The organism is Microcystis sp. M179S2 (assembly GCF_020245805.1).
In the GTDB taxonomy this organism is placed as follows: Bacteria; Cyanobacteriota; Cyanobacteriia; order Cyanobacteriales; family Microcystaceae; genus Microcystis; species Microcystis aeruginosa.
The window spans coordinates 1-19,269 of sequence record NZ_JADBUE010000172.1 but is presented as its reverse complement, the minus strand read 5'-3'; the positions used below and the strand labels follow the sequence as shown (position 1 = coordinate 19,269).

General features: G+C 41.2%; 14 protein-coding genes. 5 read left to right on the top strand and 9 right to left on the bottom strand.

Translation table 11 applies throughout. The features are described from left to right. The first annotated feature begins 6 nt into the window (after positions 1 to 6). Together IM500_RS10475 and IM500_RS10470 are read left to right on the top strand one after the other, a co-directional pair. On the top strand, positions 7 to 1,503 hold the full coding sequence (locus tag IM500_RS10475) for a P-loop ATPase, Sll1717 family (RefSeq protein WP_012264671.1): 1,497 nt from the start codon (positions 7 to 9) through the stop codon (positions 1,501 to 1,503). Positions 1,504 to 1,657: 154 nt separating this feature from the next. After that, positions 1,658 to 2,533 (top strand): N-acetylmuramoyl-L-alanine amidase-like domain-containing protein, encoded by an 876-nt coding sequence (locus IM500_RS10470; protein WP_190720554.1) that lies wholly within the window; start codon positions 1,658 to 1,660, stop codon positions 2,531 to 2,533. 53 nt (positions 2,534 to 2,586) lie between these two features. Here IM500_RS10470 and IM500_RS10465 read toward each other — a convergent pair whose 3' ends face one another. The 8 genes from IM500_RS10465 to cobW all read right to left on the bottom strand — a co-directional run bounded on the left by IM500_RS10465 (position 2,587) and on the right by cobW (position 12,300). Next, positions 2,587 to 3,762: a hybrid sensor histidine kinase/response regulator gene (locus IM500_RS10465; RefSeq protein ID WP_190720556.1), complete on the bottom strand. Its 1,176-nt coding sequence runs from the start codon at positions 3,760 to 3,762 to the stop codon at positions 2,587 to 2,589. Positions 3,763 to 3,934: 172 nt separating this feature from the next. After that, on the bottom strand, positions 3,935 to 4,381 hold the full coding sequence (locus tag IM500_RS10460) for a response regulator (protein WP_002777485.1): 447 nt from the start codon (positions 4,379 to 4,381) through the stop codon (positions 3,935 to 3,937). Then, positions 4,320 to 6,626 carry a sensor histidine kinase gene (locus IM500_RS10455; RefSeq protein ID WP_190720561.1) on the bottom strand — a complete coding sequence of 769 codons (2,307 nt, stop codon included), beginning with the start codon at positions 6,624 to 6,626 and terminating at the stop codon, positions 4,320 to 4,322. Before IM500_RS10455 ends, IM500_RS10460 begins: the two co-directional genes overlap by 62 nt. 345 nt (positions 6,627 to 6,971) lie before the next feature. Continuing rightward, on the bottom strand, positions 6,972 to 7,253 hold the full coding sequence (locus IM500_RS10450; protein ID WP_242034566.1) for a hypothetical protein: 282 nt from the start codon (positions 7,251 to 7,253) through the stop codon (positions 6,972 to 6,974). 290 nt (positions 7,254 to 7,543) lie between these two features. After that, positions 7,544 to 7,825: a type II toxin-antitoxin system RelE/ParE family toxin gene (locus IM500_RS10445; RefSeq protein ID WP_190720563.1), complete on the bottom strand. Its 282-nt coding sequence runs from the start codon at positions 7,823 to 7,825 to the stop codon at positions 7,544 to 7,546. Further along, a complete protein-coding gene (locus IM500_RS10440; protein WP_002784870.1) occupies positions 7,822 to 8,046 on the bottom strand; it encodes a hypothetical protein in 225 nt (74 codons plus the stop codon). Before IM500_RS10440 ends, IM500_RS10445 begins: the two co-directional genes overlap by 4 nt. A gap of 298 nt (positions 8,047 to 8,344) precedes the next feature. Continuing rightward, a complete protein-coding gene (locus IM500_RS10435; protein WP_287738304.1) occupies positions 8,345 to 10,396 on the bottom strand; it encodes a M3 family metallopeptidase in 2,052 nt (683 codons plus the stop codon). A gap of 869 nt (positions 10,397 to 11,265) precedes the next feature. After that, positions 11,266 to 12,300: a cobalamin biosynthesis protein CobW gene (gene cobW / locus IM500_RS10430; protein ID WP_287738301.1), complete on the bottom strand. Its 1,035-nt coding sequence runs from the start codon at positions 12,298 to 12,300 to the stop codon at positions 11,266 to 11,268. A 203-nt stretch (positions 12,301 to 12,503) separates the two neighbouring features. On the opposite strand from cobW, the gene IM500_RS10425 reads away from it, so the two are divergent. Then, positions 12,504 to 12,692, top strand: coding sequence for a hypothetical protein (locus IM500_RS10425; protein WP_079205920.1), 189 nt, complete (start codon positions 12,504 to 12,506; stop codon positions 12,690 to 12,692). 333 nt (positions 12,693 to 13,025) lie between these two features. Here IM500_RS10425 and IM500_RS10420 read toward each other — a convergent pair whose 3' ends face one another. Then, positions 13,026 to 14,930, bottom strand: a complete 1,905-nt coding sequence (locus tag IM500_RS10420; protein WP_190720567.1) for a polysaccharide biosynthesis protein — start codon at positions 14,928 to 14,930, stop codon at positions 13,026 to 13,028. Positions 14,931 to 15,322: 392 nt separating this feature from the next. Here IM500_RS10420 and crtH point away from each other — a divergent pair, with 392 nt between their 5' ends. Beyond that, on the top strand, positions 15,323 to 16,834 hold the full coding sequence (gene crtH / locus IM500_RS10415) for a carotenoid isomerase (protein ID WP_190720569.1): 1,512 nt from the start codon (positions 15,323 to 15,325) through the stop codon (positions 16,832 to 16,834). Positions 16,835 to 17,062: 228 nt separating this feature from the next. Continuing rightward, positions 17,063 to 18,742 carry an ABC1 kinase family protein gene (locus tag IM500_RS10410; protein WP_190720571.1) on the top strand — a complete coding sequence of 560 codons (1,680 nt, stop codon included), beginning with the start codon at positions 17,063 to 17,065 and terminating at the stop codon, positions 18,740 to 18,742. Positions 18,743 to 19,269: the final 527 nt, after the last annotated feature.

The window sequence follows — 19,269 nt, the reverse complement described above, 5'->3', positions numbered from 1 at the left end:
AAAATTATGGCTGAATTCGATAAAAAAAAGTTACTGGAATTAATGAGAGAAATTGCTCCCGGAAAAGCAGCAGCCGAACAGGAAAGTGATAATGAAGAAGTATTTCTCAAAAATTTCTTGCCTGTGGTTGATTATAAACGGGCATTGGAACCAAGCATTTTATTAATTCAAGGTGGTCGGGGTGTGGGTAAAACAGAATTATTTCGTTTACTAGCCATTCCCTCTGGACGAGAAGCTTTAGTTAATAGTTTAAATATTCGAGGTCTTGCTCCTTTAAATCAGACCAGATGGATGGCAGGATTTGGTCGCACTCTCAAAACTGAAAAACGATTTCCGATACCAGAAATTATAGAAGAAGAAATGCAAAACGCTACTAATCTTGAATGGCGTAGTTTCTGGTTAGGATTGATTTTAGGTGTCATTTTACAGGAAAAAGAATCTGATATTGCCAGCATTATAGGTCAAGAATTAGATTCAAATATTACTACTATTCTTCAAAATAGGTTATCGCTTTTATCAGAATGGAGAATTTTAGTTAAAGATAATTTTGAACATCTAAATTATGTTCTTGACAAATTAGACGAACGATTAATTACTTCTGACCACTGGCTATTTATTACTTATGATGAATTAGATCGGTTATTGACTACTTATAATGCTCTAGCTAATCCGATTAGAGAATTATTAGCTTTTTGGCTCGATCGCTCTCGTCGTTGGGAGAGAATTCGACCAAAAATATTTCTTCGTACCGACCTATTTAGAGAGGAATTTTTGGGATTTCCTGATGCTTCTAAATTACAATCCCATCGGCTAGAATGGCGACCTTCTTGGCTCTATCAACTCTGGATTAAACGGTTAGCTAATTCGGCTCAAGAAATGAGAGACTATTTACAGATTATCCCTAATTTAATTTATGAAAGCTCAACCCAACTAGGATGGAATGTTAGAAGTGATGAACAATTATTTCAAGAATTAATCGAAATAATGATCGGTAAATATATGGGAGCTAGTCCTAAAAAAGGCATTACCTACCGATGGATACCTAATCATCTTCAGGATACTGGGGGTAGAATTGCTCCTCGCTCTTTTCTAAAATTATTCGACAAAGCGGCAGCCAAAAGATTAGAACATTTTGAAAGTTTTGAACAACTGACTGAGCTATACCTTCTACAACCCTCTGATCTCCAGAGTGCTTTAATGGATACTTCAGAGGATAGAATTAAAGAATTAGCACAGGAAGAATATCCTTGGTTAGAATCTCTAAAAACTAAGTTAAAAGGGTTAGAAGCTCCTATATTAAAAGAAACTTTTTTAGAGGCTGTGCGCTCAACTCACTGGAGTACTGAAAAACAACCTCCTGTTAAGGAACCTGAAGAAATTATGCAATATCTAATACAATTGGGTGTGGTGGAAAGTCTCCTCGATGGTCGAATTAATATACCTGAAATTTATCTATATGGGTTTCAAGTTAAACGTCGTGGTGGGGTTAAACGTCCTCAATAACTTGAGGATATCGACAATAATTTTATGTAGAATAAATAGTAAAATACATGAAGCAATAATAACTAACATTGGCAGATTTTAACAGTTGATAACTCCGATAGTTAATGTGTATTAGTCGGTGATAAACCCTATTATTTTCAGTAATCGATCAACAATGTTTTTTAATTGGATAACTTTACCCTATTTATTAATTAATCCTGTTTTAATTCCCTTGAGTATAGCTCGATCGGAAACTATTCTTGCTCAAGAAGTAAGCGATCCTAATTATCAAAAACTGGTGCAGTACGCCCAAAATCAACAACTTGATCGCCTAGCCATGGCTGATATAATCCAGAATATCGCCACTCAATTTTTAGGAGCAAAATATCAAGCAGGATTACTCGATCGCTCTCCTACAGAAAAATTATTTATCTCTTTAAAAGAGTTTGATTGTGTCCTCTTTGTGGAAACAGTTCTCGCTTTGAGTCACAATTTTGCTTTAAAAAATTATCAGTATTCTGCTTTTAGTCAGCAGGTTTTAAATCAGCGTTATCGCCACGGTATTCTCGACGGTTATTGTAGTCGCCTGCATTACTTTTCCGATTGGATTAATGACAACCAAAAACGAGGCAATCTAGAAAATATTACTCACAAATTAGGAGGAATTACTCTTGACAAAAAGCTCAACTTTATCAGCAAAAACCGCCATCTATATCCCCAGTTAAAAACTCAAAGTAATTACGATTGTATTCAACAGTTAGAACGGCAATTAGAAAGTGTATCCTTAACCTATATTCCCACCGCTAAGATTAAAGATATTTATCCACAACTGCAAGCTGGCGATATTATCGGTGTCGTGACTAATATCCCTGGTTTAGATACCACCCATACCGGTCTAGTTTATCGCTTTCCCGATGGCAAAATTGGCTTAATTCATGCCTCTCCTGCTGGTCAAGTTACCATTGCTAAAGACCTAGAAAAATATATCACTAAAGTGGACAAAGCCATCGGTATTTTTGTCGTTCGTTCCCTTGATCCAAGAAATAGGTAGATAGGGAGCGAGGGCAGCAGAAAAAAAATTCTGGTTCCACCCTATTGTTCATCTCAATTTAGGTGTTCAATGTCGGTAATAATCGGTAAAATCACCGTGATCTTTGTGCCTTTTCCTTCCTCACTTTCCAGGTAAATTTGTCCTTTGTGCGCTTCCACACAGCGTCCGACAATGGCTAATCCTAATCCCGTTCCTTGAATATTATCGACATTGCTACCGCGATAAAAAGGTTTAAATAAATTTCCTTTATCTTTGCTGGGAATACCAATTCCTCGATCGATAATTTTAAAGACTACCTGCTCGGATTCGACAATAATCTTAAATTCTACGGGGTTTCCTTGTGGTGAATATTTGAGAGCATTTCCCAGTAAATTTGTCAAGATATGTTTAATTAAATTTATATCCCAAAGTCCTCTTTCTAAGCTGCCCTCAATTTGGAAAATAATTGCTAATTGCGGCTCCGGCTTAACCGTAAAAGATTCTACCAATTTCTGACAATAATCCAGCAAATCCACCGGATCAAATTGACAGTATAATCTCCCGGAATCGGCCCGGCCAATTAATAACACTTCTGTGAGCAATTGATCCATGTCTTTAATGGCCGATCGAATCATGCGAAAATAGCTAACTTGCTGATCTTTTGTCAACCGATCGCGACTTTCTTCTAATAATCCAGCCGAGAGTAAAATTTTATTTAAAGGATTGCGAAAATCGTGGGATAACATGGAAACAAATTCAGTTTTTAACTGATTTAATTCCTGAGCTTTTTCCAGTTGATTAGTGCGTTCAATCACGCTCACTTTTAAAGCTTCGTTCGATTCTCGTAAAGCTTCCTCCATCTGTTTTCGCTCGATCGCATAACATAGCGATCGAGTTAAAATTTCTAAACTTACTTCTCTTTTAATTAAATAATCCTGCGCTCCTTGACGCAGTGCTTGCAAGGCCAAATTATCATCATTAGTATTAGTTAAAACCACGATTGGCAATTTCGGAGCCGTAATTAAAAGGGGAGCTAAGGATTGCAAACCCTGACTATCTGGTAAAGTTAGATCTAATAAAATTATATCAAAATCTGTTTGTTGTAACAAAGAAATAGCCTCGGATAATCTTGACACATTAACCAGATGAAATTCTTTTTTTTCATTACCCTTAAGAATTTCCTTTAATAATCGAGCTTCGGCTAAATTATCCTCGATTAAAAGAACTTTTATATCCTGCGAGAGTCCCATTTTTTAATCAAGAGTTAAAGAGATTTGGGAAGTTAGGGATTTGGGAGGATTTTTCAGTGTTGCCAAAGGCACGGCGTAGCCGTCCAGTAAACAGTAAACAGTGAAAAGAAAGCTCCGAACTTGCCACTTGATACTATTAACTGAAAACTCAAACCTGATAACTGATAATGATTCACTCCCCGGGTAAAGTAGCGGTTTCTAACCAAAAAGCCTCGATATTTTTGACAATTTTGAACAAATCGTTGAGATTGCGCGACTTGGTTATATAACAATTAACGTGCAGTTCATAGCTATAAAAAATATCCTCCTCGTTGCGAGAAGTGGTTAAAACCACCACAGGAATTCTTTTTAAACTGGGATCGTTTTTGATTTCCGCTAACACCTCCCGTCCGTCTTTTCTGGGTAAATTCAGATCGAGAAGAATCAGATTAGGACGGGGAGAATCGATATACTCCCCTTCTCGACGCAGATAATCCATGGCGTTGACACCATCCCTAACGATAACTAATTCGTGCGGGACGGTGCTAGTTTTTAATGCCTCTTGGATGAGGCGAATATCAGCTTTGCTGTCCTCCACTAATAAGATAATTTTGTGTGGCACGTCCTCGCCAGCGCTCACGCTCGTCACCTCCTAGGGGAATTGTAAAATAGAAAACCGCTCCTTTACCTAATTGGGATTCTACCCAAATTCGTCCGCGATGACACTCGATAATTTTCTTACAAATCGCCAAACCCATACCTGTGCCGGGGTACTCGTCGCGGGTGTGTAGTCGTTGGAAAATCACGAAAATGCGTTCGGAAAATCGGGGATCGATACCAATTCCATTATCGGTGACAGAGAACAGCCATTCCTCCTCTTGACGTTGGGCAGCAATATGAATAGTGGGGGTTGCTTTTCCCCGGAATTTAATGGCATTACCGATGAGATTTTGGAACAATTGCATTAACTGGGTTTTATCTGCCATGACAATTGGCAAGGGATCAACGGTGATTATAGCTTGACTTTCTTGAATTCTCCCTTTCAGGTTAGCGAGAGCTTTTTCCAGTGCCAGATTAGCATCGATGGTATTAAACTCTACCGCCTGCATATCCACTTTTGAGTAAGCCAGCACATCATCTATTAATGTTTGCATCAAACTGACACCTTCGACGGCAAAAGTAATAAATTCTTTAGCATCTTCGTCCAGTTCTTCGGTGTAGCGCATTTCTAGCAACTGCACATAGTTGGCGACTTGATTGAGGGGTTCCTGTAAATCGTGGGAAGCGACGTAGGCGAATTTTTTTAATTCGGCGTTTGATAGTTCCAAATCCCGCGCTAAACGCGCCAATTCATCGGCTTGTTTTAAGATGATATTGACGATCGCTTTTCGTAATTCTAGTGCCGCGTTGATTTCTACTGCTTTCCAGGGTAAAGATTTGAGACGAACAGTTTCTTTCCAGAGGGAGAAAGATTTACGCGGACAGAGACGAATATCACCATCTATGGCAGTCGTTTCGATCGCTTTAGCAGGATCACCACCCCAGTTCACGGTTTGAATTACTTCCGGACGAAACCAGAGGAGATAATTACGTTTAGAAATGGGAATTGCTAGTAAACCACTGGCAATGTCTTTAAACTTACCCGCATCGGCATAAATTCGCGGTAAGGAATTGGTATAGTAAACATCTTCATGGACGTTTTTTTCTAGCCAAGTAATCAGATAATTTAGTTCTTCTTCGCTCGGTGTTACTCCAATTAAGGTATAATTGCCGCCTAAACAAATAGCGGCTCCCGTGGCTTTAGTTAGATCAAGAAGATTCGGTTTATGGGCAATTAATCCATCAATAAAGTTATTAGCTTCAGCCATATAATCGATTAATTGCGATTGCACAAAGTTTAATTTTACTCGATAGTCATAATCCTCGGTTTCTTCCCGTGCCGATATTTCCGAAAAAATTACCCTTCCTAAGAACTCACAGGCTTTACGGAGTTCGTAGGGTACATATTTAGGGGTGCGGTGATGACAGGCAATAATACCCCAGAGACGTTTATTTTCAATCAGAGAAATCGTTAGAGATGCTCCCACTCCCATGTTATGCAGGTATTCTAAATGACAGGGAGAAGCACTTCTAAGACTGGACAGGGTTAAATTTAAGGGTTGTTGGGTTTCGGGATGAAGACTAGGCACTAGATCGACGGGTTCAGAGGTAGCATCGGGAATCTGTCGAATCCAATTAGCACTTAATAAATTTCGTGCCGGGAGAGGGATATCGGAAGCGGGATAACGTAAACCGAGATAGGGTTCTAGTTGCTCTATTTTGTCTTCTGCTATCACATCACCGTTATCTTCTTCGTCGAATTTGTATAACATAACTCGATCGAATCCTGTCATTTTTCTGACTTCTTTAACGATGATATTACAGAAATCTTTCAGGCTACGGGTAGCTTCAAGTTTATCGATCGAAGTTTTGGCTAGGTGATAGAAACTCAGGAAAGGAATGTTTTCATAGGAAATAGCTGGTTCTAACTCTAAAATCAGCATTTGTTCGGCGTTGCGGTGAAAAATAGCATCAAAGACGGCAAAATCATCCCCTTTAACCCGCGCCCAAATTTTGGAGGGATTGATAGCATCAAAATCGTTATTTTCTATGGCTGATTTTAGAGGATCGATCTGAAAGGGATCGAAGATTTCCTCTAGGGTTTTACCGATAATTTCCCCCGGAGAAATACCCAATAAACTGCGGCTATTACTGCTAGTTTGGCTGACTTTTAGCTCCGGTTCGCTGAGAACTAAAAGCACCCCGTGCGGTTGAATTCGGTTATAGAGATGGATCGGTTCCCGTTCGAGCGAAGTTGGGTTAATTGTCTCGGTTATAACTTCCATGTGTATTGCCCCCAGAGGATTTTTGCCAAGTTGAAAACTCTTTGTTTATTAAAACTATTTCTTCTCACTTTCAGGGGGCGATCGAGAATAAATTTACTTCTCTTAATCCCAGGCCATCAAAAGTAATAAAACTTTAATTAATCAGTTATCTATCGATCGAGCAGTTCTGTTCAGTTCCCTTTATTATAATCAGTTTTTCTCTGAGAATCTAGGGTAATTTGTTAAGAATTAAGATTTAATGTTACAAGGGACGGATAATTCTTAATAAAAATATACAGTAGGGTGTGTTAGCGAAGTGTAACACACCAAAATCTAAGATTTAAATATGATAGCAACCCTTTTTTGTTAATTACCTGGAGGTAAAATTTTGAACATTTCTGCAAGCTTATCCATATTTACAAGGAGACTAATTGGCGGATTAATCTTTTGTGCTTTTTCTGGAACTATTTTTGTGAAAAATTCCCATAACTTTTGGGATATATTGTTCTTGGTTTCCTTATCTTCACCTTCGACTTCATTAATTCCCACCTCGGTGAGGGTAGCCAAAATTTCCTTGCGAAGACCATTATAGCCAACGATGTAAAATTTGTTAAGAGCTTCTAGGACTTCATTTAATTTAATCAGCAAAAATTGTTTATACTTTGCACGGCTACAACTTGCATTTTTTACTCAAGGACAATAATATAGTTTAAGAGTCATAATTTAGTTTTTGGTGCGTTACTACTGGATTGTTTCAGCAGTTAAGTTAAGTAGGGTGCGTTAGGCAATCCCTTGTTTTTAGGGAAAAAATCAAGAGCTAAATATTGCCGTAACGCACCACAAAGAAAGGTTTTTGGTGCGTTACGCTACGCTAACGCACCCTACTGGACTGACTGTGATTATACAATTGATAAGAAAGAACAAATTAAAGAGATAAATTAGTAAACTTGATCGTGTTTTCTAATATCGACTATAACAATTAAAGTTTCTCCTGAATCAGTATCTTTACGAAAAGTAAAAATAATACGGCAATCATAACTAACAGAACATGACCAATAACCTTCTAATCTACCTGTCAGCTTATGAGATTTTAAAGAAGGAGTGAAGGGGTTATCCGCTAACAAATGTAGAACCTCTGATACCTTGCTTTGTAGTTGAGGATTTTTGCTGATTAAGCGTTGAAAAGCTCTTTTAAAGCTTTTGTCAGCAACTAATTTCATTCTTCTTCATCCTCTAACAAATAAGCCATTATCTCTTCAGCACTGCCTTTTTTTGCTGTTCCCATTGCTAAAGATTTTAAGGTTTCTTCGCCATTTTTAGCCATCTCCTCCCGGCGTTTCTCAATGCGTCTTTTACGAATTAGCTCAAACAAATAATCTTGGTCTTCAATGGATAGACTCTCTACCGATTCGATAATATCTTGAAAAAATGCGATACTCATTACAGTTTCCTCCTGTTAGTTAACTTTTTTCCTGATATGCTAAGTAGCTGGTTATAATTAAATTAAAAATGGATTTTAGGTTCGATCCCCCCTGCCCCCCTTGATAAGGGGGGTGCCGATAGGCGGGGGGATCCCCCCTGCCCCCCTTAATAAGGGGGGTGTCTGACAACTTTTAACGCCTACCTACTTATCACAATAGATTTAAGTAGGGTGCGTCAGACAATCCCTTGTTTTTAGGGAAAAAATCAAGAGCTAAATATTGCCGTAACGCACCACAAAGAAAAGTGTTTGGTTACTTTTATAAGCCGCTATGACGGAGGAGAGGCTCGGTACTAGGTTCGCGACCGCGGAAAGCTTTAAAAACATTCATAGGATGGGAACTTCCCCCCATAGCTAAAACAGTATCGCGAAAACGACGACCGATCGCTTTCACTGCTTCTTCGTTATCTAATCCCACTTCCTCGAAAGCGGCAAAAGCATCGGCACTGAGAACTTCTGCCCATTTATAACTATAGTAACCCGCCGCATAACCGCCAGCGAAAATATGCCCAAAAGAACACAAGAAAGCATCTTCCGGTAGAGGAGGAATTATTGTCGTCGTCGCCGCTAAACGCTGTCTGACTTGTTTAGGAGTTTCGCCGCCATTGGGTTGATAACGATGGTGTAATTCCAAATCTACTAAAGACAAATGTAACTGACGCAGCATAGCCGAACCGCTCATATAATTCTTAGCTAGAAGCAGTTTTTGGTAGTAATGTTCGGGGAGAGTGGCGCCGGTTTCGTAGTGTTTGGCCATACTCATTAAAGTAGGGCGATCATAACACCAATTTTCCATAAATTGACTGGGCAATTCCACCGCGTCCCACTCAACGTTATTAATACCCGCCGCGCCAGAATAATCCACAGTGGTTAACATATGCTGTAAACCGTGGCCAAATTCGTGAAATAGGGTAGTTACCTCCTCAAAGGTCATTAAACTGGGGTTTCCGTCCACTGGAGGCGTTTGATTGCAGATTAAATAAGCCACAGGTAAACGCACCTCGGCACCGGTTTTGGCGCGACCGATACAGACATCCATCCAAGCGCCGCCGCGTTTTTCGGCGGGACGACTGTAGGCATCGAGGTAGAAATAGGCGATTTTTTCGCCCTTTTCGTCGTTAATCTGGAAATAACGCACATCAGGATGCCAGATAGGTGCTTTACCGTCGGCAGCGATAATTTCTACCCCAAAAATCCGTTTAGCGAGGCTAAATATGCCTTCTAAAACCCGTGGTAGGGGGAAATAGGGGCGTAATTCCTCGGCACTAAAGTTGAACTTGGCCTGACGCTGTTTTTCTGACCAATAGGCTATATCCCAATGCTTGAGATCGTCGGTTCCCGCAAAAGTTTTTAAGGCCTCTAAATCCTGTTTTGCCGCTTCATAGCTTACTTGGCGTAAATTGTCAAGCAATTTCTCGATTTCATCCACAGAATTGGCCATTTTCCTGGCAAGACTGACCTCGGCGTAGGTACTATAACCTAAAAGATGGGCCTGTTCCTGACGAAGTTGCAAAATGCGATCGATTAAGGGATTATTATCCAATTCTCCCAGATCAGCCCGACTAACGTAGGCTTTATAGAGTTTTTCCCGCAATTCCCGATTATCGCTGTACTTCATAAAGGGGAAATAACTGGGAAAATCGAGGGTAATCACCCAGGGGCCGGTTTCGTTGCTGGCGTTAGTTTCCCCCTGGCCCCGGGCGGTTTGGGCGGCTAAACTGAGGAGACTAGGGGGTAAACCGGCGATATCTTCTGGGGTTGTTAGTTTCAGTTGAAAAGCTTTGGTGGCATCGAGGAGGTTATTAGAAAATTTCGTGGTGATTTCCGCTAATTCCAGTTGAATCGCGTTAAATCTGTCTTTTTTCTCCCCTGCTAATCCCACCCCAGCCAATTGGGCATCCCGCAGGGAAGCTTCGACAATGCGCTGTTGTGCCTCGTCTAATTGCCCCCAGCTTTCTCCTTGGCGCAGGGACGAGAATGCCTCATAAATGGGTTTACTTTGGCTTAAACGGCTAATAAACTCGACTACCTGTGGTTGTACGGTTTCGTAAGCTTGACGCAATTCCGGGCTATTTTTTACCCCCATCAGATGACCGATAATCCCCCAACTCCAGCTTAAACGTTCTTCGATCCGGGTGAGGGGTTCGACTAATTTTTTCCAGGTGGGAGCAATCTGCGCTTCTAGATCGGTTAATTCTCTGGCCAGTTCCTGCAAAAGTTGCGTCATCCCAGGGACAATCAGGCCGGGTTGGATTTGGTCAAAAGCCGGTAATCCTTGACCGGCAAGCAGCGGGTTACTGGTGTTCGTCATAATTGTTGGTCTGGAAGGGTGGGTAATCTGTATCTTTTACTACCCTAACCCAAATCCCCGACCATCTATCCGGGCGATTGAACGCCGGAGCTTTTTCAGTGGGGTGTGGGGTGTGGGGTGTGGGGTGTGGGGTGTAGGGTGTGGGGTGTAGGGTGTAGGGAAAGAAACCTCTTTCATCTGTGGGGTGAAAATTTTTTCATTGGGACTGCCTCTGTTGATCAAAGATAAGCAAAAATTATTTATTGACTGCAAAAACTTGAGAATATTTAAATTAACATTCCGCAATATTTACAAATTCTTAAGAATTAATTGAGAAAGATTTTTATTTAACAACGATGTTACAATGGTTACAGCGATTTTACTGAATTTCATAATGGGTTATTCTGTGCTTTTTTGGGCAGCAATGGTTGAAACCCTTGCCACACCTAGAATGTGATCCTAATTAAGACGGTCAAATCAGTCAATTTCACCCACAACGATGATCTTTTTTTTGTGTAGTTTTATTGCAAAAAAAAATTTTTTTTGACAAAAAGCACAAAGTATGATAGTACCCAACGTATTTCTGGCTGCGAGTAATTATTGTAGAGGGGGAGAAGGGAGAATAAATAAAAATAATCTCCCTACCCCACACCCCCACGAAAAACTTTTTGCCGCAAACCCTAGTTAGGGTTTGCGGCAAAAAGTACGGGCGAAGCATTCGGTTAGAAAATCTCCAGTTTCACCGATAGGTTATTGCCCGAATGCTTCGCCCCTACAGGACGCGGGCCGATGAAGACGCAAGGTTTTGAACGACGATTCTCTCAAAATCTTGCACCTGTGGGAGCGAGAAAAGCCACAAAACTCTTACCTTGCCTACATTTCACATTTATTCAGCAAACCCTAGTTAAGGCCTGCTCGATTCTCTGACTATCGAGGGAGCGGCCGATAAAGACCAAGCGAGTTTGCCGCATTTCCGTGGATTGCCAGGGTCGGTCGAAGAAAGAATCAAAGCGATCGCCGACTCCCTGTAACACCATACGCATCGGTTTATTGGCCACGTTAACAAATCCCTTGACCCGATAGATTTCTTCTCGGGCCACCAATTCTTTGAGCCGTTGGGTCAAAATTCGGGCATCTACGGGAGAATCGAGGCAAAACTGCACAGAATTGATCTCCTCATCGTGATCGTGTTCTTCCTCGTGATCATGATGACTAGGACGACTAGCTAAATTATCCTCGACGGCGGCATTAAATCCCAATAGCACATCGGGGCTAATTTGTCCATCGGCACAAGTAACTATTTTGACCGTTGATCGCAGTTGTGTTTTCAGCCAACTAATAATTTTTTCTAATTCGATTTCGCTGATGAGATCGGTTTTAGTTAAGAGTACCAGGTCAGCGCAGGCTAACTGATCCTCAAATAACTCCTCAATGGGCGTTTCGTGTTCTAAATTGGGGTCTGCTTGCCTTTGTGCCGTTAAAGCGTCCAAATCCGCCACCAGACGACCCCTAGCGACAGCAAAACCATCCACCACGGTGATTACTCCGTCCACCGTCGCACCGTTGCGGATTTCCGGCCAGCGAAAAGCTTGAACCAGAGGTTTAGGTAAAGCTAACCCCGAAGTTTCGATCAGCATACAATCCAACTGTTGCCGTCGCTCTAGCAATTTCTGCATGGTGGGGAGAAATTCTTCCTGTACTGTGCAGCACAGACAACCGTTGGTCAATTCCACAATATTATCGTTGGGGTTGTCGTCGCAGGTCTGACAACTTTTCAATAAATCACCATCAATTCCCACTTCTCCGAATTCATTGACCATAACGGCCACCCGTCGGCCTTGATTATTTTGCAGTAGATGACGGATGAGGGTAGTTTTTCCCGCACCCAGAAAACCCGTGATCACAGTAACTGGAATTTTGTGCATAGATAGGGCGATCGATCATGTTTCTAGATCAATCTATCAGACTCTCGGTCTAGGGTTGAGGGTTTCAGCGCTAATTCTTTAGGATTGCCCCACCAATTGCCGGACTGTCACAAACTAGCTGAAATTTTCCTAGTTAGTCGTTATTCTGGTAAAAGTTTCAGCCGGCTAAAATAATCGCTGAAAAACTTTTGTGGGAGTGGATTATGTTACAACGTCTTTTTTTAGCCTTTACCCTCGCTTTTCCTCTTTATTTAAGCATTGCTATTCAACAAACTTCTCCTCTAGCTGATAGAGTAAATCGGCCTTCTTCTCGCGGAATCAATAAAATTGAGCAGACGGTAAAAGCTATCCAAAAGCAATTAAAACAAGAGCATTCGGTTCAATTAGATTAATAAATTTGGTGAAAAAGAGGATATCTAAAACGGGTGCATCTCATTTTTGTAAATCTACTAATTTGGGATTTTTAAGGGGAAACTTTCTCCTAAAATTGGGCGTTACTTTCGGTTTTATCACTCAACCCTAGGGTTGAGTGATAGTAGGGTTGATTCATGAATCAACCCTACCCAAACCCCCCGTTGGGGCCCAAACCCCGGAGCGCATTAGTTTTTCGGTGGGATGCTTACACGCGATTGTTCATATTTTTGTACTAATTTAAGAGTCACTGATAATTGCTAATTGTCGGTATTTCTGCAAATGTGGGATGCACTCGCTAAAACTCCTCTTTTTCACTTTTGACTTGACAAATTACTTGCCATTGGCTGCGGAGGCCGGTATTCGGGAACTAAATCTTGTAGAGATTTAACTAAGCCCTGACGGTCATTAAGTTGAATAGAATTAAGCAATTGCTCTAATTTGATTTGTAATTTTTCCCAAGCAAGAAAGTGTTCATGAGCGCAAAAAATCTTTGGATGAGCGGTGGGACGAGCTTTATCGGTATCGATTAATAATTCTTCGTAGAGTTTTTCCCCTGGTCTTAATCCCGTGATTTCAATATCAATATCTTGCCCTAATTCCAAGCCACTTAAACGAATCATCTGTAGGGCCAAATCGTAAATTCTTACCGGTTCACCCATATCTAACAGGAATACCTCACCCCCTCGGGCCATGGCTCCTGCTTGTATAACCAAACGCACCGCCTCGGGAATAGACATAAAATAGCGAATAATATCGCGATGGGTGAGGGTAATATTCTTACGTTGGGCGATTTGTTCCCGGAAACGCGGCACCACGGAACCGCTACTATCGAGAACATTGCCAAAGCGGACGATAGCGCAACAGGTGGAAGTGTCGGGTAAAGCGGCCAAAGCTTGTATAACTAACTCAGCACAGCGTTTACTGGCCCCCATAATGTTAGTCGGTCTGACGGCCTTATCGGTGGAAATGAGAACTAAATTACTAACTGAATTCTCGATCGCGGTCTGAGCGACATTTAAGGTTCCCCAAACATTAGTGTAAATCCCTTGACTAGCATTGGCTTCCACAAGGGGAACGTGCTTATAGGCGGCCGTGTGATAAATTGTCTCAATCTGGTGTTGTTGGATGACTCGGGCCAGATGATTGCGGTCGAGAACATTGCCTAGATAGGCATACTTGCGTAAATCGGCATAATTTTCACTTAAATCGAGATCGATTTTGTAGAGGGAAAACTCGTTTAATTCGTAGATTACCAAGCATTTTGGCTTGAGGAAGGCGATTTGTCGGCATAATTCCGAACCGATGGAACCGCCACCCCCGGTGACTAACACCGCTTTACCCGTGACATTTTTTCCCAAAAGTTCGGGATGGGGTAGAATTTCTTCCCGTCCTAATAATTCCGAGACATCGACACTGCGAATCTGATTGATGGCCGCTTCTCCCGATAAAATTTTTGAGAGGGGAGGGACGGTTTTAATGACGATGGGTAAAGTTTCTAGACTTTCGATGATTTGCCGCTTTTTGGCCTTGGCTACATTCGGAATAGCGAGAATAACCCAGTTAAAGGCCCTTTTTTGGTGCAGTAGTGCCAATTGAGAGGGGGAATAAACCCTAATGCCTTGGATAACTCGCTGCTGCAAATCGGGATTATCATCAACAAAGGCCAATAAACGATAGTGGGGGTCATTTTGTAGGGAACGTGCTAATTGACAACCCACAACCCCCGCACCATAGATAACAATTGTCGGTTCCCTATCCACACTACTGACGTAAATGTTAAGACGGTGAAAGACAGAACGAATCAATAATCTCACCCCGATAACCAATACTAGGGTTAACAATGCGTCGATAATCAGGACTGAACGCGGCAAAAAGGCATCCCTTTGAAAGTAGGCCAGACTGATTAAAACCCCTGAACTATAGAGAACCGCTTGCAGTACCGACGAAAGAAACTCTAACCCTGTATAACGTACTACGGGACTGTAAATACCTTTGAGATAGAAAACTAGAGTTTTAATGGCAATTAAGCCCAATATTTCCCCTAAAAAAGGTCTAATTTGCTGATATTCGAGGCTAAGATTAAACCTAAGATAGAAGGCTAGATATATGGTTAGACAAAAAATAAGGCAATCGGTGACCATTAAAAGAGAGCGCTTCGATGACCTAGATAGGGAATTAGCTAATTTAAGGATTTTGTTGGCCAGTTTTCTATACATTATCCAATTGATTAATTAATTTTAAGTAAAATGATGTTTGGCTCTCCCCGACTTGGTGTGATAATCAGTGTTTATCGTTTCTAGTAGTCTTGCTAGGCAAGGCTTTGAAGACTATCTTTCCAGAAAATTATCCCTATTCTTCTTGCTTCCACACAGAAACGAGAAGAGCTAATATTCTTGATAACAGTAGAGCTGCCGAGCTGCCCGTCTTTCCGGAGATGATATCACCCAAATCTAACTATGTCAAGTGGCGGGATTTGTCAAGACTTTTTTTCCTTTGACCAACTTTTCATCTCTCCCCAAAAATTTTCTGCTCCCGCAAACTAGCCGATAAATCACCGCTAGTCAAGGTTAAAATCAAGAATTGACACAAAAATTTATCGAGTCAAGTTATGAGTAATCAGTACGATGCGATCGTGATTGGGTCGGGAATCGGGGGATTGGTGACAGCGACGCAATTAGCGGCAAAAGGGGCAAAAGTCTTAGTTTTAGAGAGTTATCTGATTCCGGGGGGCAGCGCAGGTTATTTTGAACGAGAGGGTTATCGTTTTGATGTGGGTGCTTCGATGATTTTTGGTTTTGGCAAAAAGGGGACGACTAACCTCTTAACCAAAGCTTTGGCAGCGGTGGATATGAGTATCGAAACCATTGCCGATCCCGTCCAGATTCATTATCATCTCCCGGACGGATTAGACTTAAAAGTTCATCGCGACTACGAACAATTTTTACAGGAATTAATTAGCCATTTTCCCGCAGAAAAAACCGGTATCCGGCGCTTTTACGATGAATGCTGGCAGGTGTTTAATTGCCTCAATAGTATGGATTTACTATCATTGGAAGAACCCCGCTATCTGACTAGGGTTTTTTTCCAGCATCCTTTATCCTGTTTGGGATTGGTCAAGTATTTACCCCAAAATGCGGGAGATGTGGCCAGAAAATATATTAAAGACCCGAAATTATTGAAATTTATCGATATGGAATGTTATTGTTGGTCGGTAGTACCCGCCGATCGCACTCCGATGATTAATGCGGGAATGGTCTTTAGCGATCGCCATTACGGCGGAATTAACTATCCCCGAGGGGGAGTAGGACAGATTGCTCTCAAGTTAGTCGCGGGATTGGAAAAAGCTGGTGGTGAAATCCAGTATCAAGCGAGAGTGAATAAGATTATTTTAGATGCAGGACGGGCGATCGGGGTAAGATTGACCAATGGTAAGGAATATTACGCTAAAAAGATTGTTTCTAATGCCACCCGTTGGGATACCTTCGAGAAACTACTCCCCCCGGAATCTCTCCCCCGCAGTGAAAAAAATTGGCAAAAACGCTATCAAAAATCCCCCAGTTTCCTCAGTTTGCATCTGGGAGTCAAGGCCGATGTATTACCGTCAGGAAGCGAATGTCACCATATTTTACTAGAAGATTGGGAAAATATGGAAGCAGAACAGGGAACTATCTTTGTTTCTATTCCTACCTTACTCGATCCCTCCCTCGCACCCCCGGACCATCATATCATTCATACTTTCACCCCTAGCTGGATTGATCAATGGCAAAAACTGCCCCCCCAAGAATATCAACAGAAAAAAGAGGCCGCTGCTCATCGTCTCATCGAGCGCCTGAAAAAACTCTTTCCCAAACTAGATACAGGATTAGATTATATCGAAATTGGCACGGCCCGCACCCATCGCCGCTTTTTGAATAGAATCGATGGCAGTTACGGCCCAATACCGCGAAGAAAACTGTTAGGTTTATTAGGAATGCCCTTTAATCGCACAGCTATTCCTAATCTTTATTGTGTGGGAGACAGTACCTTCCCCGGTCAAGGATTAAATGCGGTGGCCTTTTCTGGTTTTGCTTGCAGTCATCGTCTAGCGGTAGATCTGGGTTTACCCCGTCCCAGAGATTAAAAGCTGAAAATCAGGATTTTTAGCGGCGAATTCGCAAACGGGAAGGGGATACTTGACAGCGTTTCTCAGATAGATGAGGTACATTTTTGCGACTGGAGTTTTTACTTCGGCAAGGTTTAATTTATACTTCACCTTGACGAGAAACGCTGTAGATCGGTTTTGCTGATAACTGATAACTGATAACTAATAACTGATAACTGATAACTGATAACTGATAACTGATAACTGATGCTTACTCCCTTTGATTCCCCCAAATCTTTACATTGGCAGCAAAGCTTGCGAGCGCCGATTGTTCGTCAATTGGAGATATTTAGCTTTACAATGCAGTTTTTGACTTTTTTGCTCTGGGATCGTTTAACGGGGGCTAATGGGGGCAAAAAACGGCAAAGGAGAGCGAAATGGTTAGTTGATCGCCTCATGAATTTGGGACCAACTTTTATTAAAATTGGACAATCTTTATCGACGCGAGCAGATTTAATTCCGCTCGAATATATCGAACAATTAACCCAATTACAGGATCGAGTTCCCGAATTTAATAGTCAAGAAGCGATCCGAGTTATTGAAACAGAATTAGGACAAACCCTAGATAATTTATTTGCAAGTTTTACCGTGTCTCCCCTCGCTTGTGCCAGTTTAGGACAAGTGCATCGAGCGCGGTTATTAAGTGGGGAAGAAGTCGTTATTAAGGTGCAAAGACCGAATCTGGAAGGACTATTTAATCTCGATTTTGAATTGTTGCATCGTCTCACCCGTTGGTTAAATATTTTCCCCGTGGTGAAAAAATATAATTTAGAAGCTATCTACCAAGAATTCTTTGAGCTACTCTTTCAAGAAATCGATTATATTCATGAGGGCAAAAATGCCGATCGCTTTCGGGAAAATTTTAAGAATTATCCTCAGGTAAAAGTTCCTTTAGTTTACTGGCAATATACCACCCGCAGGGTCTTAACTTTGGAGTATGTGCCGGGGATTAAAGTTGATGATCGAGAGACTTTACTAGCTAATGGTATTAACGTAGATGGGATTATCCAACTGGGTATCTGTTCCTATCTCAAACAACTATTACAGGATGGTTTTTTCCAATCGGATCCCCATCCGGGTAATATGGCAGTTAGTCAGGAAGGGGAGTTAATTTTCTACGATTTCGGCACGATGTTCGAGTTAAAGTCCGTCGCTAAAGATCAAATGATCGAAACCTTTTTCGCTATCTTGAGAAAGGATACGGAAACAGTCTTAAAAACCTTGATGTATATGGGGTTAATTGAACCCGTTGCAGAGCTGCAACCCGTGCGAAATATCGTGCAGTTTCTCTTAGAGGAATTTCGCGATAAACCGGTAGATGTGAGGGCCTTTGAAAAAATTAGCGATCAAGTGTATTTAATGTTTAAACAGCAACCTTTTCGCTTACCTCCACAAATGACTTTTATTATTAAATCTGTCACCACTTTGGATGGGATTGCCCGCTCCTTAGATCCCCAGTATAATTTATTAGCAGCTAGTCAACCTTTTGTGAAAAGTCTAGCGGTATCGGGAGGAACTACCAACACCATGCTTACCCTAGCTAATCAAGCGCGCACTTTTCTTAAACAGCAATGGCAAAAAGGTAATAAAAACGAGAGAATGATCCGTCAATTAGAGGAAAAAATCGAGCGAGGAAATTTAGTTTTTCAAGTTAAGTCACGGGAAAATGAACGACTTCTGAAAAGAATTTATCTGGGAATTAAAGTATTAATTAATGTCTGTCTATTGGGATTTAGCATTATCTCAGCCATATTTTTATTAGGCACTAACTATAGCAAACTAGCCATTATTCCCTTCAGTTTAGCCGGGTTATTTGGTTTATTTTTTCTGCGTTCTTCCCTGGCTTTATTGATTCAGGAAAGATTAGATAAAATGTTAGATAAGTAAATAATTATTATCTTTAATTAGTAGATGGTTTTTCTTATCCGCAACAAAAATTAAAGTTTGACGGGCTGTCTGTTGACAAGATTTCCAGAAATTATCATAAGGAAAATGTTTTCATTGCACCCAGCAGCAAGAGGACAGGAAAATGTTGTTAAAATCTTTAGCCCTTAGTTCCCTGGTCGGATTATCCTTAGTTACATCTATCGCAAATTTATCAATCCAGTCAGTTAGTTCCTTTAGCTGGAGAGATTGCTGTGAGAATCCAACAGACGGTTTATGATTGTGTTTATCGGGCTTTTGCATTGCATAAAAAGTTGTCCAATGGTCACAACAGATGAACGTTTTTTTATGCGTTACCGGGAGATAGTTTAGCGTCTTATTTATTTTGGCTAGTGGGACTTAAACGCCAAATAAAGATCAAATCGAGTATAATCGTTAAAGAGTAAGCACTTTACGTTGAAAAATCGGCGATGAAAGAGACAACCCCAGCCGCGATGCCTCCCTGCTTTGACCGATGGTGTCGGCGGTTT